Below are 25,410 nucleotides of genomic sequence, written 5' to 3'. Positions count from 1 at the left end.
CCTGCAACTCGCCCGCATCCACCCCCCGCCTTCGACCCGCAGACACCGCTAACCCGGTGCTCGTGCGCGTTCCACGCGGCATTCCCTTTCGTTTTTTCTTGCATTGGCCCACGGCATCGTTGGTCCGCCATGGACCTGTGTTGTTAGCAAGAAAAGGAACGCATCATGAAACGGATGCTGATCAACGCCACGCAAGCTGAAGAGCGCCGCCTGGCCATCGTCGACGGACAAAAACTCCTCGACTACGAAATCGAAATTGAAGGGCGCGAACAGCGCAAGGGCAACATTTACAAAGCGGTGGTGACACGGGTTGAACCCTCGTTGGAAGCCTGTTTTGTCGATTACGGTGAAGAACGCCACGGATTTCTGCCTTTCAAAGAAATCTCCAAGCAGTATTTCTCGGGCAATGTGTCGGCCTCGCAGGCCCGCATCCAAGACGTCATCAAAGAAGGCCAAGACCTGCTGATCCAGGTGGAAAAAGAGGAGCGCGGCAACAAAGGCGCGGCCCTCACCACCTTCATCAGTTTGGCCGGTCGCTATGTGGTGCTGATGCCCAACAACCCCCGGGGTGGCGGCGTCAGTCGCCGCATCGAGGGTGACGACCGGGCTGAACTCAAAGAAGCCATGGACCAGTTGGAATACCCCAACGGCATGTCCATCATCGCCCGCACCGCCGGTATTGGCCGCAGTGCCCCCGAGTTGCAATGGGACTTGAACTACCTGCTCAAGCTCTGGACTGCGATTGACGGCGCCAGCAAGTCCAAAGGCGCTTTCCTGATTTACCAAGAATCCAGCTTGGTGATCCGTGCCATCCGCGACTATTTCAACAATGACATCGGCGACATCCTGATCGACACTGATGACATTTACGACCAAGCGCAGCAGTTCATGGCCCACGTCATGCCCGAGCATGCGGCCCGGGTCAAGCGCTACCGCGACGAAACACCGTTGTTCAGCCGCTTCCAAATCGAGCACCAAATCGAGTCAGCCTATGCCCGCACGGTCAACCTGCCGTCTGGCGGCGCGATCGTCATTGACCACACCGAAGCCTTGGTGTCAGTTGACGTCAACTCGGCGCGTGCCATCAAAGGTGGTGACATCGAAGAAACCGCCACCCGCACCAACTTGGAAGCCGCCGACGAAGTGGCACGCCAAATGCGTTTGCGCGATTTGGGTGGCTTGATCGTCATCGATTTCATCGACATGGACGAATCGAAAAACCGCCGCGAAGTGGAAAACCGCTTGCGCGACGCGCTGCGCCAAGACCGCGCCCGGGTGCAGTTCGGCACCATCAGCAAATTCGGCTTGATGGAAATGAGCCGCCAACGTCTGCGCCCCGCTTTGAGCGAAGGCGCTTCCATCCCTTGCCCACGTTGCGGCGGCTCCGGCCATGTGCGCGACACCGAAAGCTCGGCGCTGCAAATTTTGCGGATCATTCAAGAAGAGTCGATGAAGGACAACACGGCCGCGGTGCATGCCCAAGTGCCGGTGGAAGTGGCGTCGTTCTTGTTGAACGAAAAACGCTCCGAGATTGCCAAGATTGAAATCCAACAACGCACCAACGTGCTGTTGATTCCCAACAAAGGTTTGGAAACCCCGAACTACAAGTTGGAGCGTTTGAAGCACGACGACCCGCGTTTGGACAACATCCAAGCCAGTTACAAGATGGCCGAGGAGATCGAAGACCCGACCGCCGTCACCCGTCGTTCGCAAGAACCCACCAACAAACAAACGCCGGTCATCAAAGGCGTGTTGCCCGATCTGCCCGCACCGCCTGCCGAGGCACGCCCACCCCGCGCTGAGCGCCCTGTACCCGCAGCGCGTCGTGAAGCCGCTGTGGCACCGGCCGAAAAAGGCTTCTTTGGCTGGCTCAAAGGCTTGTTCAGCAGCGAACCTGCTGCGGCACCCGCTCCCGCGCCCGCAGGACGTGGCAAGCCCGGTGAACGCCGTGAACCCGGGCGTGATGGCGCCCGCGGCGAAGGCCGTGGCGATGGTCGACGTGGTGGCCGCCGAGGCGAAGGCCGTGGCGAAGGACGAGCCGAAGGCCGTGGTGGCGATCGCGCTGAACGTGGCGAAGGTCGCGGCGAACGCACCGAGCGCCAAGACGGCAGAAACGCCGAAGGCCGCGCCGAGCGTGGTGAACGCGGTGAAGGCCGCAGTGCCGAGGGCCGCAACACAGAAGGCCGCGCCGAGCGTGGTGAACGCGGTGGTCGCAATGGCCGTGGCGAACGCAGCGGAGAAGCCCGCAACCGACCCGAAGCTCGCACCGAACTGCGCACCGATGACGCTCGCAGCAGTGATGCCCCTAGCACTGAGACCTTGGATGCCAACGGCGAAAAAGCCGCCCGCCCAGCGCGTGGCGAGGGCCGCCGTGGCCGTGGCCGCCGTGGCGAACGATCCACGCCAACCGGTGACAACCAGACCAACGAGGACGGCTTGCAACAACTGGCTGCGCCTTCGGAGGCATCAGCCGATGGGGCTCCACACAGCGAATCCTCGCAGCCTGGCCAAGACGGTGAAGCCTTGAGCGAACGCCGTGAACGCCGCAGCCGGGACCGCTATGGCCGAGATCGCCAACCGCGTGACAACCTAGCCGACAGTGCATCCACTGCTGAGCATTCACAGGTTCAGGCCCCCTTCCAGGCAAGCGTCCACACGACTGTGGCCGCGCCTGCTGCAGCCCGCATGCCCACGGTGGGTGCTTACGAGTTGCCCATCAGCAGCTTGCAAGGCGTGGCCCAGTCCTCTGGTTTGGAATGGGTCAATTCCAACCCCGAGCGCATCGCCCAGGTGCAAGCGGCGATTGCCGCCGAGCCCCGTCCGATTCATGTGCCGCGCGAACGCCCACCGGCGGTGGTGATGGACGAAGGTCCTTTGATCTTGGTGGAAACCAAGCGGGATTTGGGTCAGATGCCCATGCCGTTTGACAACAGCGCTTCACATTGAAGCCGCTGGCCTAGACTTTGGCGGACAGCTTCCAGCACGCCAAAGCCTGGGCGTTGTCGCCCTTTTGCTCGGCCAGTTCGGCCAAGGCCCGCCACGCTTGACGTTGTAAGTCTTTGTCGGTGATGCGCGGGGCCACCTGTTCCAGCATTTGCTGGGCCTTGCCCCACAAGCCGTGGCGCAAACAGACCATGCCACTCAGGTACTGCAGTTCCATGCTGCGTGGATTGGCCAAGCGGGCTTGCTCGACCCGCGCCAGCCATTCACTGTTGGGCGTCATCGCGTCCATGGCTTGGGCCAAGACCTTCACCAAGCGTTGCCGCTGCAAAGCACTGCCGGTCTCGGGCATGCGGGTGAGCTCTTGCCAAACAGGAAGCAACCATTTCAAGGCCAAGGTGGGTTCACCTTCCAGCGTCAACAAGCGTTGCGCCGCATGCATGGCGATGTCCACTTGCAACCGCTCGTCTGGCAGCAGAAGTTGCCAAGAGGCTTGCAACTGTCCGCTGTCATGACAATCGTCCAAACAAGCGATGGCCAAGCCACGCACCAAACTCAGCGCCGGTGCGGCAGAAAACGCGCCGTGCTTGGCCAGCAAGCGGGCCGTGTCCAAGGCGGGCAAATGGTTTTGTCCCAAACGATCTGCTTTCAAACGCAAACGCAGCGCCAGTGTGCGACGCGCCGTGCCATGCGGCAGCAAGCCCAAATACTGCTGCGCGGTAGCGTTGTCGCGGTCATGCAAAGCCCAGCGCACGGCATTCAAATGCGCGGCATCCCGCAGTTCCAGTTTTTGCGCCACACGCCCCATGTCTTGATGGGCCAGTACTTGCTGGAAGTGCTGTTCCCGCGCCGGGTGGTCGCGCAACGCATGGGCGCTTTCAGCGGCCAGCAAATGCAACAAGCTGCGCATCAAACCCAAACTGGGCAGGTGTTCGGGCGGGGCGACGGTCAACAGACTTTCAACTTGGCTGAGCGCTTGCATGGCGGCTTTGCGCGAACGTGTGTAACGCCCGGTCATCCACAACACCATGGCGTTGAGCAAGGCGGTTTGCGCCACCCGTTCGCGTTGCTGGGCACGCCAGTTGCGTGCTTGTGCTGGCAGTTCGAACAAGGACATCACGCCGCGCAATGCCAAGTAAGACAACACAAAGCCCAACACCAAAGCAATGACCACCAGGTTCAAGGACAAGTCGACCCGGTAAGGCGGCACAAACACCGTGACCGTGCCGTACTGCTGGCTCAGACCCAGCGCCACCGAGACGGCCACACCAAACAGGGCAATCAGCCACAAAGCCAAGCGCATCTCAGCGGCCCGCCGATGCTGTGGCCAAAGCTGCCATGGTGCCGTCCAAGCGAGGCAAGTTGGTCAAGCGGATTTGGCCCTGTACTTGTCTCAACAAGGCTTTGGCGGTTTGACCCGGGCGGTTGGACAAATCGAAAAACTGATTCATGTCACGCTCAGCCGTGGCCAGGTCGTTGCGGGCGGTGATGGTTTGCCGCGCCAACAAACCCAATCGGGCGTTGAGCAAGCGAAGCTTCAAGTTTTCGCGGGCAAAGAAGCTTTGCTCAGGTGTCAGCAAAACCGATTCGGGCACCTCGATCCGACTGACACGGACCAGGCCTGTGATCTCTTGCCAAATGCGTTGACCCACCCCCGATAAATCATTGTTGGCCCACATTTGCGACCAGCTGGGCTGGGGTCGTTGGTCGGTAGACAGCGCCCCTTTGCGGCTGGGGCCCACGGCATTCACCATGGGCAAGGTTTCAACCAACACCACCAACTCGTCCAATCGAATCAACACGTTGGGCAAATCTGTCAGGCTGGCAGATTGCAAAATGTCGATGTCACGTTGGATGGCTCGCAGCACGGGCGTCAAACGCGGTTGCGGCACTTTGGACAAGCGTTTTTGCGCTGATTGCAATGCGGCCAACATGGGCTGAATGCTGCCGGTCAATTCGGCTTGTTGCTGGGCCAAACCCAGCGCAGACTCGATGTCCACCACCAGGTTTTCATCACGCGAACGCGACAAGCTTTGCATCAAATCTTCCAACTGGCTGCGCTGCAATGCCACTTCACTCAAACGCGCATCCAGCAATGCCACACGGGCTGCTGTTTCTTGGGTGAGCTCTTGGGCATTTTTGGCCAAGCTGTTGGCTTGCATCGAGAGTTGGCCAGCATCGGCGCTTTGCCTGGCCAGCATCTCTTGCATGGTGCTGACTTTTTGCCAGAGCTGCCATGACATCAACACCGCAATGACGGCCATGACCAGACTGGCATGAGGCATCCATCTGCGCCAGCGGCTGGCAGGCAGGGCGTGTTCAGTCACACCAAGCTTGGAATCATTGTCTGAAGGTGTGGCACTGCTCATTCAAAGGATTCTAATGAGGCGATGATGTCCAGCAAGGTGGGCTTGCACACCCGGATGTGTTGAAAGCCGATTTGCCGGTTGGCATCGGCAATGCGCTCATGGGTGGCCAAGGCCCTCGCCTTGGACCAATCTTGAGCTGGCAACAGCTGCGCCAAATGGGTGACGGACTGGCTGCTGCTGAACACCCAAATGCTGCCATCCTGCGCCGCCATTTTGGCGCGGGCTTGTTGTGGCGCATCCCACACGGGCAGATTCCTTTGATAAACCGCCACGCTGTCGACTTGGAGGTTGACGCTATCGAGTTGCTTCATCAACCAATCGCGGCCAATGCCTTCATCGGCGGTTGCAGGCTTGTCACCATCGCTGCCACGCAACAACAACACGGGGCGACCTGGCAAGAGTTGGGGCGACACCACGCGCCACAAGGCTTCGGTGTCAAATTGGCCAGCCTGCAATGGCGGCGAATCGATCAGCCCCTCGGGGACGCCGACATCCAGCAAAGCTTGTCGGGTGCCTGGACCCGTGGCCCAGCAGCGGGTCAGGCCCCAACCGGCTTTGGGTCGATGGTGTTGAAAAGCATGCACCACAGCGGCACGGCTGACAAACATGACGGCTTGGTAACCATGCCAAGCGGCCAATGCTTTGTTGATGCGCATCAAGTCCGCATGGGCTTGCACCTCAATCAGCGGCCAAGCGAGTACCTCAAAACCTGCCCGTGCGATGGCTTTCGACCACAACAGACTTTCAGCAACAGGTCGGGTAATGACAACAGCCTGGGGTTTGGCCACTCAGGCCGCCCCTTGGCTGTGCAGTTGTTGTGCAGCCGCCAAGCCGATCTCTTCAGCGTCGGCCAAGCTGCTGACATCACCTTGGCAATGGGCACGGATCAAAGGGGCCTTCAGATTTTCAAGACTGCCCCAAGCGGCGTGCAAGTCGAGCACTTGACCATGCAAGACCGCATGGGCAGCCAAAGGCATGGAGCAACTGCCCCCCATGGCACGGCTGACCGCGCGTTCGGCGGCCACGGCCAACCAGGTGGTTTGATCGGCCAGGGGTGCCAAGATGCTTTTCACATCGTCGCGGTGGCTGCGAATTTCAATCCCCAAAGCGCCTTGTCCAGCCGCGGGCAACATGTCCGTGGTGGCAAAAATATGGCGAATGCGATCGGCCAGACCCAAACGCTTCAAACCTGCAGCGGCCAGCACGATGCCAGCGTATTGGCCTTCATCGAGTTTGCGCAAACGGGTGTCCAAATTGCCGCGCAAGGGCTCAATTTGCAGGTCGGGGCGCAATGCGTGAAGCAACACGGTGCGGCGCAAACTCGAGGTGCCCACCACGGCGCCAATGGGCAGGTCTTGCAGCGTGGCGAAGTGCGGCGACACCCAAGCGTCACGGGGGTCTTCGCGGGCCATGACGCAGGCCAAGGCAAAGCCCTCGGGCATGTCCATGGGCACGTCTTTCAAGGAATGCACCGCCAAATCGGCTCGGCCTTCTTCCAAAGCGACTTCGAGTTCTTTGACAAACAAACCTTTGCCACCGACTTTGCTCAAAGACCGGTCGAGGATTTGATCGCCTTGGGTGGTCATGCCCAAGATATCCACCTTGCAGCCTTGCGCTCGCAACAGGTCTTGCATGTGATGGGCTTGCCACAAAGCCAAACGGCTTTCACGGGTAGCGATGGTCAGGTGCACAGGGCTCAAAATAGATGGGTGTTGGTCGTCTGATGTCTTCAAATGCTAGCATGAGGCCTCCTATGGTTTCCCCTTGCTGACGCGAAAAATCGGATGACCAAAACCACTGTGCCGCTCGTTGCCAAACGCCCGCTGTCCGGCGCTCTCAGCCAAGCAGAGCGACCGCTGGTGGACGATATACGTTGGTTGGGTCGGATTTTGGGCGACGTGATCCGCGAACAAGAAGGCGATGCGGCATTTGGGTTGGTGGAACAAATTCGCCGCTTGTCGGTGGCGTTTCGCCGCGATGCCGATGCCTTGGCAGGCAAAGCCTTGAAGAAAAAATTAGCGGCTTTGTCCAGCGAGCAAGCGGTGAGCGTGATCCGCGCCTTCACCTACTTCAGCCATTTGGCGAACTTGGCCGAAGACCAGCACCACATTCGCCGCCAGCAAGTGCACGAACGTGCTGGCGACATTCGCAGCGGCAGTGTCGAGCAGGCCTTGGGCAAACTCAAAAACGCGGGCTGGACCGCCAAAGCGATTCGCCAAGCTTTGTCCCATGCGCATATTTCACCGGTGTTGACAGCGCACCCCACCGAGGTGCAGCGCAAAAGTATTTTGGACGCCGAGCGCGGCATCGCCCACAGCTTGCAAGAACGCGACGCCATCACGTCCCGCCCCACCGACGCCACCACCGCCAAAGCCTTGGCGCAGATTGACGCCCAAGTGCGGGCCCGGGTGCTGCAACTGTGGCAAACCCGATTGCTGCGCTTCACCAAACTCACCGTGGCCGATGAAATTGAAAACGCCATGGGCTATTACGAGTCCACGTTTTTGTCTGAAATTCCCAAGCTGTATGCCGACCTGGAAGCCGCGCTGGGCGGCCAAGCCATTGCGCCTTTTTTCCGCATGGGCCAATGGATGGGCGGCGACCGCGATGGCAACCCGAATGTGAACGCCGACACCTTGCAATACGCGGTGCAACGGCAAAGCGAAGTGGCGCTGCGCCACTACCTGACCGAGATCCATTGGTTGGGCGGTGAGTTGTCCACTTCGGCCATGTTGGTGGGCGTGCCCAAAGCCTTGCAAGCCTTGGCCGATTCGTCGCCCGACACCAACGCACACCGCCAAGACGAGCCCTATCGACGCAGCCTCACCTTCATTTACGCCCGCTTGGCCGCCACGCTGCTGCACCTGACCGGCAAAGAAGCGGCTCGCCACGCCCTGCCGCCGCAACAAGCCTACCCGGATGCCCACAGTTTCTTGGCCGACTTGCACACCTTGGACGAGGCCCTCACCGCCCAACACGCCCAAGCCTTGGCGGTGCCGCGTCTGCGCCCCCTCATCCGTGCCGTGCAGGTGTTTGGCTTTCAGTTGGCCACCATCGATTTGCGGCAAAGCTCGGACCAGCACGAGTTGGTCGTGGCCGAGTTGCTGAAAGTCGCAGGCATTCACGCGCAGTACGCCAAATTGAGCGAAGCAGACAAGCAAGCCCTGCTGATGCAAAGCTTGAACGACCCGCGTCCCTTGCGCCTGCCGCACCACAGCTACAGCGCCCACAGCGTGTCCGAGTTGCGCATTTTTGAAACCGCGCGGCAAGTGCGCGATGACTTTGGCGCAGACGCTATTCGCCACGCCATCATCAGCCACACCGAAAGCGTGAGCGACTTGCTGGAAGTGTTGGTGTTGCAAAAAGAAACCGGCTTGCTGCAAGGCCGCTTGAACGATGCAGCCTTGGCGGCGTTGATCGTGTCGCCGCTGTTTGAAACCATTGAAGACTTGCAACAAGCGCCGTACATCATGCGGGCCTATTACGCGCTGCCCGGCATCGCGGCCATGGTGAAACGCAGCAGTGGCGAGCAAGACATCATGCTGGGCTACTCTGACAGCAACAAAGACGGCGGCATCTTCACCAGCAACTGGTCGCTCTACCAAGCCGAGTTGGCCTTGGTGAATGTGTTCCAACATTTGGAGGAAGCACATGGCATCACGCTGCGCTTGTTCCATGGGCGCGGCGGCACCGTGGGGCGCGGCGGCGGTCCGAGTTTTGACGCTATTCTTGCGCAACCCCCCGGCACGGTGCGCGGCCAAATCCGACTCACCGAGCAAGGTGAAGTGATCAATTCGAAATACGCCAACCCCATGTTGGGACGGCGCAATTTGGAGACTTTGGTGGCGGCCACCATGGAGGCCAGCCTGTTGCAAGCCCAAAAAGCCGCGCCTCGTGCTTTCATTGAGGCGGCCGAAGTTTTGTCGGCGCACAGCTTCAAGGCCTACCGGCATTTGGTCTACGAGACGCCCGGCTTCACCGACTACTTTTTTGAAGCCACGCCATTGCGTGAAATTGCTGCACTCAATATTGGTTCTCGGCCTGCTTCACGAAAAGCCAGCCAAAGGATTGAAGACCTGCGGGCCATTCCCTGGGGCTTCAGCTGGGGCCAATGCCGCCTGACCCTGCCCGGGTGGCTCGGCTTTGGCTCGGCGGTGCACCAGTTTTTAGACCAGCACCCCTCACTGAGCCGCGCCCAAGCCCTGGCGCTGTTGCGCCGCATGGAAAAACAGTGGCCGTTTTTTCGCACCTTGCTCTCCAACATCGACATGGTGATGGCCAAGAGCGATTTGGCGCTGGCCTCGCGCTACGCCGAGTTGGTGACCGACGTCAAACTGCGCCGGCGGATTTTCAAAGCGATTGAAACCGAGTGGCAACTGACGGCGCAGGCGCTGCAACTCATCACCGGGGCCAAGCAACGCCTGGCCAACAACGCGGCGCTGGCGCGGTCCATCAAGCACCGTTTTCCCTACATCGACCCGCTGCACCATTTGCAAGTGGAGTTGATTCGGCGGCACCGCGCGGGCATCACCGACGAACGGGCGCAGCGCGGTATTCACCTGTCCATCAATGGGATTGCAGCAGGTCTGAGGAATACAGGCTAAGCCTGCGCTTACTTGGCTGGGGCAGGAGCGGCTGGTGCTTCGGTGGCCGCGGCGGGTGCAGTGGCTGGTTTGGTTTCCTCTGGGGCGTGAACGGCATCTGCACCGTGTTTTTCACCGCTCATGTCCACATTGCCGCCTGCTTTGTAAATCGCAAAAAGTGCGACGGCGGCAAAAATCACAAATCCCAATGCTAGTTTCCACATGAACAATGTCTCCGTTAAGTTGTCCCCGTTCTGGGGTCTGCGAAGAATTTAGCACTGACAGGCCTTTGGCAGGCTTACAAATGGTGGGGTTGCAAGTGGTGGCGCTGAAGGCACGCTGTTTTGGAGTCACGCCTGCGCCGCCCGCCATGGGGGCGCATTTTTCTGGTCTTTCGCTCAAAAAATGGCCCCCAGGCCGTGCGGCTTTGAAGGAATGTTTCGGCAAGCTGGTAACTGAGGCGCGAAATTAATTGGAATCTGACCCCCATTTCCCGAAATTAATTGGAATCTGACCCCCATTTCCCATGCAGGGACCGGCAAGAAGCCCAATATATGCTTTGAAAGTGGGGCAAAGAGGACGCGCCTGCGGCGCCCGCCATGAGCTTCATCAAGCCAAGTTGGTTCTGAATGCACGCCTGCGCCGCCCGCCATGGGGGAGCATTTTTCTGGTCTTTCGCTCAAAAAATGGCCCCCAGGCCGTGCTGCGCTGAAGGAATGTTTCGGCAAGCTGATAACTGAGGCGCGAAATTAATTGGAATCTGACCCCATTTCTTTGGTCAGCAGGTGATACAAAATTTTGGCAAATCCTTGAATTTATGTGTCATAAAAACGCCTGCAAGCCCCGTCCCTGCTGACCCACCCCTCAAAACAAGGGGTTTTGGACCGACGCCAAAACCGCTTGAATTTGATCTGCCTGCTGGCGATGGAATCACTACAGCTTGACCAACGTGCTGGGTCAAATGCGCAAGCGAACGTTGCAGCTCCGCTGCGGTGAGCGGCTCTGAAGAGATGCTTCAGCTTGCAGAACATGGCGGGTCGGATGCGTAGCGAACGTTGCCACGAAGTGGCGGTGAGCGGCAGACGAGCCCGCCGTGGTATGCAAGCCGCGTGACTTCCTTGGGCTTCATCAAGCCAAGCTGGTTCTGAAGGCACGCCTGCGCCGCCCGCCCAAGCCCTGTCAGCCCACACCTAAAATGCCCCGATGACTTCTTCCAATTCGCTCGACCGCAAATCCCAGGCTTGGTCCGCCCTGTTCTCCGAACCGATGAGCGAGTTGGTGCAGCGCTACACGGCCAGCGTGTTTTTCGATAAGCGCCTGTGGCGTGCCGACATCCAAGGCAGCTTGGCCCATGCCGAGATGCTGCAAGCCCAAGGCATCATCAGTGCGCAAGACTGGGCCGACATCCAGCGCGGCCTGACGCAGATCACCCAAGACATTGAAAGCGGCCAGTTTGAATGGAAGCTGGAGCTTGAAGACGTGCACCTCAATATCGAAGCGCGGCTGACCCAACTGGTGGGAGACGCTGGCAAACGGCTGCACACCGGCCGCAGCCGCAACGACCAAGTCGCCACCGATGTGCGCCTGTGGCTGCGTGACGAGATTGACGCGATCCGCGAACTGCTGAAGAACCTGCAACGCGCTTTGGTCGATGTGGCCGCGCAGCACACCCACACCGTCATGCCCGGCTTCACGCATTTGCAAGTGGCACAGCCGATCAGCTTCGCCCACCATTTGCTGGCTTATGTGGAAATGCTGTCGCGCGACGATGAACGCATGGCCGACATTCGAAACCGCACCAACCGTTTGCCCTTGGGCTCGGCCGCCTTGGCAGGCACCACCTATCCCTTAGACCGCGAACGTGTCGCCAAGTCTTTGGGCATGGTCAATGCGCAAGGCGAGCCCCAGGTCTGCCAAAACAGCTTGGACGGCGTGAGCGACCGCGACTTCGCCATCGAGTTCACCGCCGCCGCTGCGCTGTGCATGGTGCACATCAGCCGCTTGAGCGAAGAGCTGATTGTCTGGATGAGCCAAAACTTTGGCTTCATCCAAATCGCCGACCGCTTCACCACCGGCTCGTCCATCATGCCGCAGAAGAAAAACCCGGATGTGCCCGAGTTGGCTCGCGGCAAAACTGGTCGCGTGGTCGGCCACCTGATGGGTTTGATCACCCTGATGAAGGGCCAACCGCTGGCCTACAACAAAGACAACCAAGAAGACAAAGAACCGCTGTTTGACACGGTGGACACCTTGAAAGACACGCTGCGCATCTTTGCCGAGATGGTGGGCGGCCAAGTGAACCCGGCCACCGGCGTCAAAGAGGGCGGCATCCGGGTGAATGCGCAGGCCATGGAAGACGCCGCTAAAAAAGGCTTTGCCACCGCCACCGACTTGGCCGACTATTTGGTGAAAAAAGGCCTGCCATTTCGCGATGCCCACGAGACCGTGGCGCACGCGGTGAAGGCCGCCGCCAGCCACCGCTGCGACTTGTCCGAGTTGCCATTGAATGTGCTGCAAGGCTTTCACGCGTCCATCGAGAAAGATGTGTATGACGTGTTGAGCCTGCAGGGCTCTTTGAACGCTCGCAACACCTTGGGCGGCACTGCACCGGCGCAGGTGCAAGCGCAAATCGCGCGGCACCAAGCCCGCCTCGCATGAGTGCCAGCCCGATGCAAACACCCCAACGACCCCGCGTCGTCATCATCGGCGGCGGCTTTGGCGGTCTCGAAGCCGCCAAGTCCCTGGCCAAAGCGCCTGTCGACATCACCTTGGTGGACAAGACCAACCACCATTTGTTCCAACCCCTGCTTTACCAGGTGGCCACGGCAGGTTTGGCCGCACCAGCCATCGCGGCCCCCACGCGCAGTTTGTTTCGCGAACAAGCGAACTTGACCACCTTGCTGGCCGAGGTCAGCAACATTGACGCCGCCGGCAAACAAGTGCTCTTGTCGGATGGCAGCAGCTTGTTGTTTGACCACTTGGTGGTGGCGGCTGGCGCCACCCACAGTTACTTTGGCCATGACGAATGGGCCGCCCACGCGCCGGGCTTGAAAACGCTGGAAGACGCGTTTGAAATCCGTCGTCGCCTCTTGTTTGCCTTTGAATCGGCCGAGAAAGAACCGGACCCTGAAAAACGCCAAGACTGGCTGACCTTGTGCGTCATTGGTGCTGGTCCCACCGGTGTGGAAATGGCCGGGGCCTTCGCTGAAATCGCCCGCCAAACCTTGGTCGGTGAATTCCGCCGCATCAACCCGCATGACGCCCGGATTTTGTTGCTCGAAGGCGGGCCGCGTGTGCTGCAAGCCATGCCCGAAAGCCTGAGCGCCAAGGCCCTGAGCCAACTGCAAAACCTGGGGGTGGAGGTGCGCTTGAATGCCATCGTCACCTCCATTGATGCCCAAGGTTTGAAGGTTCGTGGCCCTGCGCCTGCGGGTGTGTCGGGGACGGTGGATTACACGATTGCCAGCAAATGCGTGGTCTGGGCTGCGGGTGTGGCGGCCTCGCCCTTGGGCGCGAACATCGCCCAAAACACCGGCTGCAGCATCGACCGCGCCGGTCGTGTGGTGGTCAACCCCGACCTGAGCGTGCCGGGTTGTCCCCACATCAGTGTGATTGGCGATTTGGCAGCCGCCATGAGCCACCAACCCGGCAAAAAACCCACGCCGGTGCCCGGGGTCTCACCGGGGGCCAAACAAATGGGCCACTTGGCCGCGGCCAACATCCTCAAACGCATCGCAGGCAAAGCCACCCATGCATTTCGTTATGCCGATTACGGCAACCTGGCCACGATTGGCCACAACAGCGCCGTGGTTGACTTGAGCACCCCTTTCGGTCCCTTGCGCTTTTCAAAGCGGCTGGCCTGGTGGTTTTGGTTGCTGGCCCACATTTACTTTTTAATTGGTTTTCGCAATCGTTTGGTGGTTTTGATGGATTGGGCCATGGCCTATGCCAGTTACAGCCGCAATGCCCGGGTGGTGGCGGGCACCCTGGAAAAACCCGAACACGTCGGAGAAAGCTGACTGAGAGGGTTGAATCTGCGTATGATTTGTCTCATCAGCGCACAGACGCTGGAACCACAACCAGAGACAAACCATGACGACCACTGCCCCCATGCTGCTTCAACGCATCTATGACAACGAACGCGAGCAAGCCAACAACATCTTCCTGACCCAGCCCACCGGTCAGGGACAGGTGCAAAACCTCACCTGGGCGCAGGCTGTCGATCAATCGCGGCGCATGGCGGCGCATTTGAAGTCTTTGGGCTTGCCGCATGGGGCCAAAGTCGCCATCTTGTCCAAAAACTGTGCGCATTTCTTCCTCACAGAATTGGCGATTTGGATGGCGGGTTACACCACCGTGGCCATCTTCCCAACGGAAAGTGCCGACACCGTGAAGTTTGTGTTGGAACACTCCGAGTCCAGCCTGTTGTTTGTCGGCAAATTGGACGAATGGCCGAAACAAGCCCCCGGCGTGCCCGAGCACCTGCCGCGCATCGCCCTGCCATTGGCCCCCAGCACCACCTACGACACCTGGGACGCCATCACCGGCCGCACCGAACCCCTGAGCGGCGAACCCTGGCGCGAGCCCACCGACTTGGCCATGATCATTTACACCTCAGGCTCCACTGGACAACCCAAGGGCGCCATGCATTCCTTCGAGCGCATCAGTGCGGCCACGCAAGGCATCCTTGACCGCTTGGTGGAAACCATGGGCGGCGACCGTGGCCACCGCATGTTGTCCTACCTGCCTTTGGCCCACGTGTTTGAACGCGCCTTTGTCGAATCCACCGCCTTCATGCATGGCCGACTGCACGTCTTTTTTGCCGAGTCCTTGGACACCTTCGTGCAAGATTTGCAACGTGCGCGACCCACCATCTTCATTTCGGTGCCGCGTTTGTGGATGAAATTCCAGCAAGGCGTGTTTGCCAAGATGCCCTCTAAAAAACTCAATCTGCTGCTGAGCATCCCCGTGTTGAAAAACGTGGTGGCCCGCAAAATTTTGGTGGGCTTGGGTCTGGATCAAGTCGAGTTGGCTGGCAGTGGCTCGGCCCCCTTGCCGCCCGAGCTCATTCGCTGGTACCGCCGCCTGGGCTTGAACCTGGTGGAAGGCTATGCCATGACCGAGGACTTCGCCTATTCGCACACCCAGCATGGGAAGTTCAACGAACCCGGCTATGTCGGCCCGCCCTACCCCGGTGTGCAAGTGCGCATCAGCGAAGAAGGTGAAGTGCTCATCAAGTCGCCCGGGCAAATGCTGGGCTATTACAAACGCCCCGACTTGGATGCCCAAAGTTTCACCTCGGATGGCTTCTTCAAAACCGGCGATCTGGGTTCACGCCTGCCGGATGGCCAGCTGAAAATCACCGGCCGTTTGAAAGAGCAATTCAAAACCAGCAAGGGCAAGTACGTGGCCCCAGCACCCATTGAAAACCGATTGAATGCCAACCCCATGGTGGAGTTGTGCATGGTGTCCGGTTCGGGCTTTGAAAAGGCTTACGCGCTGGTGGTGCTGGCCGAAGACCTGCGGCCCAAGGTTTCGCAAGCCAGTGTGCGTGCCGAGGTTGAGCAAGAAATGGCCAATTTGTTGGCCCATGTGAATGCCCATTCCGCAGAATATGAACAACTGAAAATGTTGGTCCTGAGCACCGAGCCTTGGACCATCGAGAACGGTTGCCTCACACCCACCATGAAAATCAAGCGCAGCCGCATCGAGTTCAATGTGCAACACCAGATTGACAACTGGTACACCCATGGCAAAAACGTGATCTGGGCTTGAACCTGGTCTATTCGGCTTTTTGTCCGGACAAGGCCCAAGCCAGCAAGCCCGCCAGTAAACCCCAAAACGCCGAGCTGATGCCCCACAGGCTGAAGCCGGAAGCGGTGACCACAAACGTCAAAAACGCCGCTTGTCGGTGAGACACATTCTGCAAAGCCGTGGCCAAGGCGTTGGAGATGGTGCCAAACAGCGCAATGCCTGCAATCACGGTCACCAAGGCTTTGGGGAAGGCGGCGAACACGCTCACCATCGAGGCCCCGGCCAAACCGGCGATGAAATAAAACACACCCGCACTGATGGCGGCGGTGTAGCGCCTCGAGCGATCGGGGTGCGCCTCGGGGCTGGAACAAATGGAGGCGGTGATGGCCGCCAAGTTCACCGAGAAAGCGCCGAAGGGTGCGAGCACCACATTCGCCACACCAATCCAGCCAATGACCGGCGACAAGGGTGGGTGGTAGTCGTGGGCCCGAAGCGAGGCCACGCCTGGGATGTTTTGCGAGGCCATGTTCACAATGAAGAACGGCAAGGCCAAGCTGATGAACCCGGACAGCGTGAATGTTGGGGTGGTCCACACCGGATGCGCCCATTGCCAATCAATGTCTTGCAAGTGCACCTGCCCTTGCATCGCAGCCAGCACGCCGCCCACCAGCATGGTCAGCACCACGGCATAGCGCGGCGACCAACGCATGGTCAGCAAATACACCAAGACCATGATCAAGGGCAACCAGAGTTGCGTGGACATGACCACGAACACATCCAAGCCCAGCCGCAGCAACACACCGGCCAACATGCCAGCCGCCAAAGGCAGGGGCACCCGATCCATGAAGCGTTCAAACCAGCCACTGAAGCCCACCAAGGTGACCATCAGGGATGACATGACAAAAGCAGCCACCACCTCGCCCATGGGCCAACCTGGCGCAGAGATGATGAGCATGGCCGCACCCGAGGTGGACCACGCGGTGACGATGGGTGTGCGGTAGCGCCAAGACAGGCCGATGCACGTGGCCGCCATCCCCATGCCCAAGGCCCATACCCATGAAGCCATTTGGGCAGCATCCGCGCCCGTGGCTTGCGCCGCTTGAAACACCAAGGCCAAGGAACTGGTGAAGCCCACCAAGACGGTGACCCCGCCAGCGAACACCGTGGACAGCGCCACGTCTTTGAAAAATCTCATGGCGCAGAGGCTAACATGATGGGATTGAACAGGAGTAACTGGATGTCTGTGATCACGACCATTGAAGATTTGAGAGTGTTGGCCGAAAAACGCGTACCGCGCATGTTTTACGACTACGCCGATTCAGGCAGCTGGACCGAAAGCACCTACCGCGCCAATGAGGATGATTTTCAGAAGATCAAATTCCGCCAGCGTGTTGCCGTGAACATTGAAAAGCGGGACACGTCATCCACCATGATTGGTCAACCAGTCGCCATGCCTGTCGCCATCGCGCCCACCGGCATGACCGGCATGCAACATGCCGACGGTGAAATTTTGGCCGCCCGCGCCGCCAAAAAATTCGGCATTCCTTTCACCCTCTCCACCATGAGCATTTGCTCGATTGAAGACATTGCCAAGCATGTGGGCGAAGGTTTTTGGTTTCAGCTCTATGTGATGCGCGACCGCGCCTTCATTGAACGCCTGATCGACCGCGCCAAAGCCGCCAACTGCGGCGCACTGGTGCTCACCCTGGATTTGCAAATCCTGGGGCAACGCCACAAAGATTTGAAAAACGGTTTGTCGGCACCGCCCAAACCCACCCTCGCCAACATCCTCAACCTGATGACCAAGCCGCGTTGGTGCTTGGGCATGCTGGGCACACCGCGCCGTAGTTTTGGCAACATCGTTGGCCATGTGCAAGGCGTGAACGACATGAGCTCATTGGGCGAATGGACCGCCAACCAATTCGACCCCACACTCAGCTGGGAAGACGTGGAATGGGTGAAAAAGCGCTGGGGCGGCAAGCTGATTTTGAAAGGCATCCAAGACGTGGAAGACGCGCAACTGGCGGTGCGCAGCGGCGCTGATGCCTTGATCGTGTCCAACCACGGTGGCCGTCAACTCGACGGTGCAGAGTCCAGCATCAACGCCCTGCCCCGCATTGTCGATGCGGTGGGCCGCCAGATTGAAGTGCACATGGACAGCGGCATCCGCAGCGGCCAAGATGTGTTGAAAGCCAAGGCCTTGGGTGCCCAAGGCACCTACATTGGCCGCGCCATGCTGTATGGCTTGGGCGCCATGGGTGAAGAAGGTGTGGCCAAGGCCTTGCAAATCATCCACCGCGAACTCGAATTGAGCATGGCCTTTTGTGGCCACACCCAAATCAACACGGTTGACAAGGGCATTCTGCTGCCAGGAACCCTGCCCAATTAAGGCTTTGTTTTTTTCGTAAGCTTCAGTCTCATTACCAATCTTGGAGATTTTCATGACCGCTTCATTGCAACGTCCGGATCGCCGTCAATTTTTGCAACAAGCCTCGGCACTCTCCGGCGCCTTGGTCTTGGGTTTCCAGGCGCCCGCCGCCATGGCTGCGGGCAGCAGTGGTGTCACAGAAGTCACGCATTGGATCGTCATTCAGCCCGATGACAGCGTCATCATTCGCATCGCTCGCACCGAATTGGGTCAAGGCTCAATGACGGGCTTGGCCATGCTGGTGGCAGAAGAATTGCAATGCGATTGGTCCAAAGTTCGCGCCGAGTACGCCAATGTCAACGAACACATGCGGCGAGACAAGATTTGGAAAGACATGACCACCGGTGGTAGCCGGGGTATTCGGGAATCTCACGAATACTTGCGTCAAGCGGGTGCTGCTGCTCGGACCATGCTGGTCACTGCGGCTGCACAACAATGGAACGTGCCTGCAGCGGAATGCCAAGCCCTCAACAGCGTGGTTTCGCATCCTTCGGGCAAACGCGCCACCTACGGTGAATTGGCGGGCGTGGCCAGCAGCTTGCCCGTGCCCACCAATGTCAAGCTCAAAGATCCCAAAGACTGGCAACTCATTGGCACCTCGCCTCCCCGCTTGGACCTGCCAGCCAAAATCGATGGCTCACAACTCTATGCTGTTGACATCCAATTGCCAGGCATGCTGCATGCAGCCATTCACCAATGTCCGGTGTTTGGTGGCAAGGTCAAAAGCGTGGATGACAGCAAGGCCCGCAACATGCCGGGTGTGCGCAAAATCGTCACCAGCGACGAATGGGTGGCGGTGGTGGCTGGCAATTGGTGGCAAGCGCACAAAGCGGTGCAAGCTTTGAAAGTGACCTGGGACAACGGCGCCAATGGCGCTGTCAACAGCGACAGCATCATGCGCAAGTTGAAGCAAGACTTGGCCGCTGACAAAGCCCCAATTGCCCGCAAAGACGGCGATGCCACCAAGGCTTTCGCCAGTGCGCACAAAGTGTTGGAAGCCGAGTACTTCACCGGCTTTGTCAACCACGCCACCATGGAGCCGCAAAACGCCACGGCGCTTTACAAGCCTGATGAACTGCAAGTGTGGGTTGGTACGCAAAACGGAGAGGCCTCCATCAATGCGGCTGCACAAGCCTCTGGGCTGCCCGTGGCCAAGATTCAAATCCACAAAATGCACGCCGGTGGTGCTTTTGGACGCCGGGTCATGCACCAAGACTACACGATACAAGCCGTGAAAATCGCCATGACCATGCCGGGCACACCCATCAAGCTCATGTGGTCTCGCGAAGAAGACATGCGCCAAGGCCGTTACCGCCCTGTTTCTCTGGTCAAGCTGCGCGGTGCCTTGAACAAAGACGGCGAGTGGACTGCTTGGGAAGCCCGTCAGGCCGACCAATCGATTGCGATCACGGTCCTGCCAGCCATGATCAAAGACGGCATTGACCCGATCAACACCCGGGTGTTTCGCGACAACCCCTATGCGGTGCCCAACTTCACCAACGAGTACATGCTGAACCAGTTCCATGTGCCACCGGGCTTTTGGCGTGCCGTGGCGCACACCAACAACCCGTTTTACCGGGAATGCTTCATTGACGAGTTGGCCCATGCCGCAGGCAAAGACCCCTACGCATTTCGCCGCCCTTTGCTGCAAGGGAAGAAAGATCAGGCCGTGCTTGATGCCGTGGCGAAAGCGATAGGCTGGGACAAGCCCGCAGCCAAAGGGGTTCACCGTGGCATTGCGGTTGTGGATTCCTACGCCAGTTTCACAGCAGCAGCGGTGGAGTTGTCGGTGCAAGACAAGGAAATCCATGTGCACCGCGTGGCCGTGGCCATCGACTCAGGCTATGTGGTGCATCCTGATGCTGTCAAGGCGCAAATTGAAGGTGGTGTGATTTGGGGTCTGTCGGCCCTCATGTTCGAAGACATCACGATCGACAAAGGTGCGGTGGTGCAAGGTAATTTTGGCGACTACCCCTTGGCCCGCATGAGCCATGCCCCCGAAGTCATCAGCGTGTTGGTGCCTACTGGGAATTTTTGGGGCGGGGTTGGTGAGCCACCGATTGGCGGCGTGATTCCAGCGGCCATGAATGCTTTGTTCAGCGCCACCGGAGAGCGTATCCGCTCCTTGCCTTTGCGACACCATGGGTACAGCTTCAAAACCTGATGGCAGATTGCCAGCCACGGGCCTCAGCCCTTGGCTCGGCCTGTTGATTTCTCTGGCTTTGGGGGGGTGCAGCAGCACCCGACCCACCGCCGTGGATGTGGATCGAAAACAAAACTTGGCCGTGCCCCAAGTGGCCGCCGATGTGGTGAGCAAGCTCAGCAACTTCACCGACCGCACCCTCTACCGCGCCCAGGGTTTGCTGGACACACCTTCCGTGCAATACCAAGATGAACGTGTTCAAGCCATGTTCAAGCGCTTGATTGCGCAGGTGGACGTGATTCATCCTGAAGCCTCCACTTGGGATTGGGAAATCCATGTGGTTGACCGTGGCCGGGTGAATGCCTACACCGTGGGTGCGGGCAAAGTGATGGTCTACCGGGGATTGATTGAGCACTTGGCGCTCACCGAAGACGAATTGGCCTTCATCCTGGCGCATGAGATGGCGCACAACCTGCGCGAGCACATGCGGGAGTATTGGAGCAACTATGTGCCCATTTATGCCGCCGGTGTGGGTTTGTCGCAAGCCTTGTCGCCCTGGGCCAGCGCCATGATCATCGACTATGGTGTCGACAAAAACCTGTCGCGCACCAAAGAAACCGAAGCCGATCGCATTGGCTTGGAGTTGATGGCGCGGGCCGGTTTCAATCCAGCGGCAGCTCAAAGCACCTTTCAAAAGTTCTACCAAGAAGAACAGATGAGCAGAGACGCCTTGGGCTATCTCCAATTGATTCCGCGCTGGACCTATTTGCGCACCCACCCGCTGTCGGAAGACCGCGAAACCGATGTCCGGCAACAGCAAAACAACATCAACGACATCTACGAACTCAGCGGCAAAGTTGCACCCGCTGAAAAACCATTGAGCAGCAAAACGACAGTCAATCAAGACTACATCGACGACTACGAGAAACTGTATTTGGTGGGTCGCATCGCGCCAGAAACCGTGTTCACGCGGCTGGTGCATGCCGAACAGGATGTGAGTTTTGGCACCGACCTGGGCTACGGTTGGATGTTGCACCGCACCCCACAAGGGGGTTTGAATTTGCACGCTGGCTTGACCTTGTTCTATGGGGACCCGCAAATCAGGGGCAACTTTGGCGGTGTGTTCACTGAACTAGGCTGGGTGTTCAACCCGAACTGGCAGGTCTATGGTCGTTGGGTCTCCGCAGAAGACATCGATGGCTATGACCAGCGCAAACAAAAATTATCGGCCGGTGTGCGCTGGGGTAATTACAACCTCGGCCATTTGTACTTGGAGTTGGGCCAGGGTCGCGCCCAGTTCATCGGCAGCAGTGTCTGGACCCACCAGACACAAACAGAATTTGGCTACGCCTTCAATTTCGGCATCTTCTAAGCCCCATGCCCGTGCTTCCCCGCCGCATCGCCCACCTGGACATGGACGCGTTTTATGCGTCGGTGGAGTTACTGCGCTACCCGCAACTCAAAGGCTTGCCGGTGGTCATTGGCGGCGGTCGGCGGCGTGAAGACGATTTGCTGGGCCGGATGCGTTTGTTGCAACCTGAACGCGAGTGGACAGCCGACCATCTGAGCGAGATTCCTGTGGACCTGTTTCCGCGCTTGTCCGGTTATGTGGGCCGCGGCGTCATCACCACCGCCACCTATGCTGCCAGAGCCTTTGGCGTGGGCTCGGCCATGGGCGTGATGAAAGCCGCCAAGCTGTGTCCGGATGCAATTTTGTTGCCGGTGGATTTTGCGCAATACCGCCACTATTCACGCACCTTCAAAGACATCGTCCTCGATATTGCACCGTTGGTGGAAGACCGTGGCGTGGATGAGATTTACATCGACTTCACCGACGTGCCCGGCGGGCAGCGCGAGGGTGGACGGGTGCTGGCCCGCTTGATGCAAAAGGCCATCACCGATGCCACCGGACTCACCTGCTCCATGGGCGTCGCCCCCAACAAATTGTTGGCGAAGATGGCGAGCGAACTGAACAAGCCCAATGGCATTTCCATCATCTACCCAGAAGATGTGCCCAGCAAAATCTGGCCACTGGCTTGCAGAAAAATCAATGGCATTGGCCCCAAAGCCGATGAAAAATTGCAAGCCCAAGGCATCCACACCATTGGCGACCTGGCCTTGAAAGAGCGAGACTGGCTGATAGCCCATTTCGGCAAAGCCTATGGTGCTTGGCTGCACGATGCGGCGCACGGTTTGGACGAGCGCCCCGTGGTCACCGACAGCGAACCGGTGTCGATGAGCCGCGAAACCACTTTCGAAAAGGACCTGCATGTGGTGCACGACCGCGCTGCATTGGGGGACATCTTCACCCGCCTGTGCCAACAAGTGGCGGCCGACTTGCAACGCAAAGGCTACGTGGGTAAAACCATTGGCATCAAGCTGCGCTTTGACAACTTCAAAAGTGTGACCCGCGACCAAACGATGGACCACTATACCGCCAACCCCTTGGAGATTCGACAAGTGGGTGGTTTGTGTTTGAAACGGGTGGACTTGAAACGCCGACTGCGCTTGTTGGGTGTGCGCGTGGGTGCCTTGGTCAAAGCCGATTCCGACGAAGCCAAGAACCCCTTATCCTCTGCCCTGACTGCCCGAGAACCTGCCCCAAAGAAAGAGACACACCATGAGCAAGCTGACCTGTTTTGAACTGCGCATTGAAAACCATATCGCGCACTTGGTTTTGAACCGGCCCAGCGAACTCAACACCATGCACATGGTGTTTTGGCGCGAGCTCGATAGCGTCTTGCACTCACTCCACGCCAACCCGCAAGCCCGGGTTTTGGTGATCAGCAGCACCGGCAAGCATTTCAGTGCAGGCATGTCCCTTGACGCTTTTGGGGCGTCGGTCAGCATGGACGATCAAAGCGCGGAAGGACGCGCCGCGATTGCCGATTTGTTGTGGGAATTGCAGTCCACCTTCACGCGTTTGGAAAACCTGCGCATTCCCGTCATCGTCGCCATTCAAGGGGGATGCATTGGTGGCGCAGTCGACATGGTGACGGCTTGTTGCTTGCGCTATGCCAGCGCCGATGCGTTTTTCTGCATCCAAGAAATCAACATCGGCATGGTGGCCGATGTCGGCACCTTGCAGCGCTTGCCCAAACTCATTCCGATGGCGGTGGCCAAAGAACTGGCCTACACCGGTCGCCGCATGGGTGCTGAACAAGCCTTGCAACACGGTTTGGTGAACCAGGTCTTGCCCGATGCAGCCAGCGCCCTGGAAGCCGCCATGAAAGCCGCGAAAGAGATTGCCAGCAAACCACCGATTGCCATCGCGGGCACCAAGCAAGCCCTGCACTATGCCCGCGACCACAGCACCGATGATGCTTTGAAACAAATGGGTTGGTTGCAAAGCGGCATTTGGAGCAACCGCCATGTGCAAGAAGCGATTGAGGCGTTTCAAGCCAAACGCACCGGCCACTATCCTGATTTGGCGGAGCTCAAGTCGTTCAAAGACTGAGGCTCATTGCCGTGCGTTGCGCACATGGGGCGGCATGGCTTGCGGGTGGCTGCTGCGCCAAGGGTTGATGTCCACGCCGCCACGCCGGGTGTAACGCGCATACACACTCAGCTTGCTGGGCTGACAGCGCGTCCAAATGTCCATGAAGATGCGCTCGACGCAATGCTCATGAAATTCGTTGTGGTTGCGAAAGCTCACCAGGTATTGCAACAAACCAGCTTGTTCAATTTGCGGTCCGCTGTAGCTGATGGCCACACTGCCCCAATCGGGTTGCCCAGTCACCAGGCAGTTGCTTTTGAGCAAATTGCTGCACAAGGTTTCGGTCACGGGCTTTTCATGACTGGCCGCTTTCAGCAACTGTGGCGCAGGTTGGAATTCGGTGCAATCCAAATCCAAGCGGTCCAAATCCACGCCTTCAAGCTCTTGCACTTTTTCAAGGGCAAATTGTTCTGGCAACAGCAACTGCACGCCCACTCCCGCTTGCATCGGACCACCGCGCCAGACCGCCTCGCTCAGGTCTTGTTGCATCACTTTGCGCACGTGCGCCAGGGACTCGAACCGGCTGTTGTTGAAACTGTTGAAATAAAGCTTGAGAGATTTGCTCTCGATCAAATGGGTGCTTTCACAAGGCACGACCAAGCGACCCAAAGCGATTTGCGGTTTGCCACGCATGTTCAACCAACTCAGCTCATAGGCGGTCCACAAATCAGCGCCAACAAACACCGGCTGGCCCGTGATGCCCAGTTGTTCTCGTTGCGTAGCTCGGGGCAAGGGGAACAACAAGCTGGGGTCGTAATGGTCGGCATAGCTTGCGGCCTTGCCCAGCTGGGATTGTTCAGGGGAGTTCATGCAGGCGTGTGGGCGTTCAAGAAGGGCAGCAAGCGGTTCATCATCAGACTGACCGCGCCGGGTGGAAAGTCGTGGCCCATGCCATCGATGCCCATCAGTTTGGCGTTCGGAATGCGTTTGGCAATGTCTTCACCGCAGGCATAAGGCAACAAGGGGTCGGCTTTGCCATGCATCACTAAAGTCGGCACATGGATGTTGTGCAGCATTGCAGCGCGGTCGCGGTCGGCCATCACCGCCAGCATTTGCCGATAGGCCCCCATGGGTCGCACACTGCGTTTGTTGGAGTCGTCCACCAGTTTTTGCTGCGAGCCCTCGGGGTGCTCAAAACCCGGCCCCGCCAAGGCTTTGACAAAACGCAAGCCATGCTGCCGCGCGGCTTCTGAGCCCGACGCAGGTGGCGTCATGAGGATGCGCCGCATGGCCGGTCTGGGGCCAGGCAAGCCCTTCGCGCCACTGCTGCTCATGATGTTGGTCAGGCTCAGCACACGCTCGGGCGCGGTCAGGCACAAGCGCTGGGCAATCATGCCGCCCATGCTGACGCCGACCAAATGGGCTTGCTGGATTTTCAAATGGTCCAGAACGGCCAAGGCGTCTTGGGTCATGTCTTGCACGCTGTAGGGAGTTTGGGGTTTCAGGCCCAACTTTTGCTGAAACATGAACCACAGCAGATTTGGTGTTGGGGCTTCATCCATGGACTGCGACAAACCGATGTCGCGGTTGTCAAACCGCACCACTCGAAACCCTGCTTGGTGCAGTTGATGCACCATGTCATCGGGCCAGACGATGAGTTGCATGGACATGCCCGCGATCAGCAACACCGCTGGTCGATCCCGCTCTCCCGTGTCTTCCACTTCCAGGCGCAAGCCATTGGCAAATATTTGCATCTT

The 25,410-nt window shown here is 58.8% G+C and carries 18 protein-coding genes; 10 read left to right on the top strand and 8 right to left on the bottom strand.

The window, feature by feature from the left end; genetic code table 11:
* Positions 1-165: 165 nt before the first annotated feature.
* Entirely contained in the window at positions 166-2,946 is a 2,781-nt protein-coding gene (locus AC8GFP_RS05670; RefSeq protein WP_506611126.1) for an Rne/Rng family ribonuclease, read from the top strand.
* Positions 2,947-2,956: 10 nt separating this feature from the next.
* Here AC8GFP_RS05670 and AC8GFP_RS05665 read toward each other — a convergent pair whose 3' ends face one another.
* Genes AC8GFP_RS05665 through hemC form a run of 4 tightly spaced genes read right to left on the bottom strand, consistent with a single transcriptional unit; the run spans position 2,957 to position 7,009 of the window.
* A complete protein-coding gene (locus AC8GFP_RS05665) occupies positions 2,957-4,243 on the bottom strand; it encodes a heme biosynthesis protein HemY (RefSeq protein ID WP_506611124.1) in 1,287 nt (428 codons plus the stop codon).
* Between the two features lies 1 nt (position 4,244).
* Positions 4,245-5,309 (bottom strand): uroporphyrinogen-III C-methyltransferase, encoded by a 1,065-nt coding sequence (locus AC8GFP_RS05660; protein WP_506611122.1) that lies wholly within the window; start codon positions 5,307-5,309, stop codon positions 4,245-4,247.
* The gene (locus AC8GFP_RS05655; RefSeq protein WP_506611120.1) at positions 5,306-6,097 is read right to left on the bottom strand and encodes a uroporphyrinogen-III synthase; all 792 of its coding nucleotides are present in this window, start codon (positions 6,095-6,097) and stop codon (positions 5,306-5,308) included. Before AC8GFP_RS05655 ends, AC8GFP_RS05660 begins: the two co-directional genes overlap by 4 nt.
* On the bottom strand, positions 6,098-7,009 hold the full coding sequence (gene hemC / locus AC8GFP_RS05650; RefSeq protein ID WP_506611118.1) for a hydroxymethylbilane synthase: 912 nt from the start codon (positions 7,007-7,009) through the stop codon (positions 6,098-6,100).
* Positions 7,010-7,093: 84 nt separating this feature from the next.
* On the opposite strand from hemC, the gene ppc reads away from it, so the two are divergent.
* Complete coding sequence (ppc, locus tag AC8GFP_RS05645) at positions 7,094-9,913, top strand: phosphoenolpyruvate carboxylase (RefSeq protein ID WP_506611116.1); 2,820 nt, start codon at positions 7,094-7,096, stop codon at positions 9,911-9,913.
* 8 nt (positions 9,914-9,921) lie between these two features.
* Here the strand turns inward: ppc and AC8GFP_RS05640 are convergent, their stop codons facing one another.
* Positions 9,922-10,116 carry a hypothetical protein gene (locus AC8GFP_RS05640; protein WP_506611114.1) on the bottom strand — a complete coding sequence of 65 codons (195 nt, stop codon included), beginning with the start codon at positions 10,114-10,116 and terminating at the stop codon, positions 9,922-9,924.
* A gap of 979 nt (positions 10,117-11,095) precedes the next feature.
* On the opposite strand from AC8GFP_RS05640, the gene argH reads away from it, so the two are divergent.
* The 3 genes from argH (at position 11,096) to AC8GFP_RS05625 (ending at position 15,667) form a co-directional block, all read left to right on the top strand.
* The gene (gene argH / locus AC8GFP_RS05635) at positions 11,096-12,550 is read left to right on the top strand and encodes an argininosuccinate lyase (RefSeq protein WP_506611112.1); all 1,455 of its coding nucleotides are present in this window, start codon (positions 11,096-11,098) and stop codon (positions 12,548-12,550) included.
* Positions 12,547-13,911 carry an NAD(P)/FAD-dependent oxidoreductase gene (locus AC8GFP_RS05630; protein ID WP_506611110.1) on the top strand — a complete coding sequence of 455 codons (1,365 nt, stop codon included), beginning with the start codon at positions 12,547-12,549 and terminating at the stop codon, positions 13,909-13,911. Before argH ends, AC8GFP_RS05630 begins: the two co-directional genes overlap by 4 nt.
* 73 nt (positions 13,912-13,984) lie before the next feature.
* Positions 13,985-15,667, top strand: coding sequence for an AMP-binding protein (locus AC8GFP_RS05625; RefSeq protein ID WP_506611108.1), 1,683 nt, complete (start codon positions 13,985-13,987; stop codon positions 15,665-15,667).
* A 7-nt stretch (positions 15,668-15,674) separates the two neighbouring features.
* Here AC8GFP_RS05625 and AC8GFP_RS05620 read toward each other — a convergent pair whose 3' ends face one another.
* Complete coding sequence (locus AC8GFP_RS05620) at positions 15,675-16,841, bottom strand: benzoate/H(+) symporter BenE family transporter (protein WP_506611106.1); 1,167 nt, start codon at positions 16,839-16,841, stop codon at positions 15,675-15,677.
* Positions 16,842-16,883: 42 nt separating this feature from the next.
* On the opposite strand from AC8GFP_RS05620, the gene AC8GFP_RS05615 reads away from it, so the two are divergent.
* The 5 genes from AC8GFP_RS05615 to AC8GFP_RS05595 are packed head-to-tail and all read left to right on the top strand — an operon-like array spanning position 16,884 to position 23,674.
* Positions 16,884-18,035 (top strand): alpha-hydroxy acid oxidase, encoded by a 1,152-nt coding sequence (locus tag AC8GFP_RS05615; protein ID WP_506611104.1) that lies wholly within the window; start codon positions 16,884-16,886, stop codon positions 18,033-18,035.
* 52 nt (positions 18,036-18,087) lie between these two features.
* On the top strand, positions 18,088-20,238 hold the full coding sequence (locus tag AC8GFP_RS05610; RefSeq protein WP_506611102.1) for a xanthine dehydrogenase family protein molybdopterin-binding subunit: 2,151 nt from the start codon (positions 18,088-18,090) through the stop codon (positions 20,236-20,238).
* The gene (locus tag AC8GFP_RS05605; RefSeq protein ID WP_506611100.1) at positions 20,216-21,589 is read left to right on the top strand and encodes a M48 family metallopeptidase; all 1,374 of its coding nucleotides are present in this window, start codon (positions 20,216-20,218) and stop codon (positions 21,587-21,589) included. The genes AC8GFP_RS05610 and AC8GFP_RS05605 overlap by 23 nt, the downstream gene beginning before the upstream one ends.
* Before the next feature lie 5 nt (positions 21,590-21,594).
* Positions 21,595-22,860, top strand: coding sequence for a DNA polymerase IV (gene dinB / locus AC8GFP_RS05600; protein ID WP_506611098.1), 1,266 nt, complete (start codon positions 21,595-21,597; stop codon positions 22,858-22,860).
* Positions 22,838-23,674, top strand: coding sequence for an enoyl-CoA hydratase-related protein (locus AC8GFP_RS05595; protein ID WP_506611096.1), 837 nt, complete (start codon positions 22,838-22,840; stop codon positions 23,672-23,674). Before dinB ends, AC8GFP_RS05595 begins: the two co-directional genes overlap by 23 nt.
* 3 nt (positions 23,675-23,677) lie before the next feature.
* On the opposite strand, the gene queF is transcribed toward AC8GFP_RS05595, so the two are convergent.
* Positions 23,678-24,523, bottom strand: coding sequence for an NADPH-dependent 7-cyano-7-deazaguanine reductase QueF (queF, locus tag AC8GFP_RS05590; RefSeq protein ID WP_506611094.1), 846 nt, complete (start codon positions 24,521-24,523; stop codon positions 23,678-23,680).
* Positions 24,520-25,407 (bottom strand): alpha/beta fold hydrolase, encoded by an 888-nt coding sequence (locus AC8GFP_RS05585; RefSeq protein ID WP_506611092.1) that lies wholly within the window; start codon positions 25,405-25,407, stop codon positions 24,520-24,522. The genes queF and AC8GFP_RS05585 overlap by 4 nt, the downstream gene beginning before the upstream one ends.
* Positions 25,408-25,410 lie beyond the last annotated feature (3 nt).

Origin of the sequence: Limnohabitans simekii (SeqCode), assembly GCF_965234735.1 — a bacterium.
Lineage (GTDB): Bacteria > Pseudomonadota > Gammaproteobacteria > Burkholderiales > Burkholderiaceae_C > Limnohabitans > Limnohabitans simekii.
Note: the sequence above shows the minus strand (reverse complement) of the source record. Positions and strands in the feature narration are given on the sequence as shown.